Origin of the sequence: Bradyrhizobium sp. 132 (assembly GCF_023074185.1) — a bacterium.
Taxonomy (GTDB): domain Bacteria; phylum Pseudomonadota; class Alphaproteobacteria; order Rhizobiales; family Xanthobacteraceae; genus Bradyrhizobium.
Genome location: NZ_JADPKY010000180.1, coordinates 1 through 673 on the forward strand (window position 1 = coordinate 1; position 673 = coordinate 673).

Annotated in this window: 1 protein-coding gene; it reads right to left on the reverse strand. The window is 64.0% G+C overall.

What is annotated here, in order from left to right; all coding sequences use genetic code 11:
- Positions 1-16: 16 nt before the first annotated feature.
- On the reverse strand, positions 17-673 hold a 657-nt coding region (locus tag IVA74_RS39780; protein WP_247353495.1), incomplete at its 5' end, for an ATP-binding cassette domain-containing protein.

Consider the following 673-nt stretch of genomic DNA (forward strand, 5'->3'; position numbering starts at 1 on the left):
TTGACCTCGATCAGGCTCATGCGGCGATCTCTCCGTGAACACCGCCGAGATAGGCTTCCTGCACGGCGGCGTTGGACTTGATTTCCTCGGGCGTGCCGTCGAGCAGCACCTTGCCTTCCTGGAGCACTGTCACGCGCTCGACCAGTTCGAACAGCGAATCCATGTCGTGGTCGATGATGATCATGGTGCGCCCGCGCGCGATCGATTTGAGCAGCTTGACGGTCTCGACCCGCTCGCGCGGGCTCATGCCGGCAAGCGGCTCGTCGAGCAGCAGCAGGCGCGGCGACGTCGCGAGCGCGAGCCCGATCTCCAGCCTGCGCTTCTCGCCATAGGCGAGCTCCGATACGGGCGTATCAGCACGGCGGGTCAGGTTGACGAGGGCAAGCGTGTGCTCCACCTGTTCCGTCAGGCCCTTGACGCCGGAGAGCTTGCGGAACAGGTCGAGCCGGAATTTTCCGCGCAGCTCGGCGAGCGCGGCGATCGTCAGGTTCTGCCGTACCGTCAATCCGGTGAAGAGCTGGTTGACCTGGTAGCTTTTGGTCAGTCCGAGCTGGCAAACCTCGGTGACCCTCAATCCCGTGATGTCGCGCCCCTCGAACACGATCTGGCCGGAGGTCGGCGCGATCTCGCAGGTCAGCATCTTGAAGAAGGTCGATTTGCCGGCGCCGTTGGG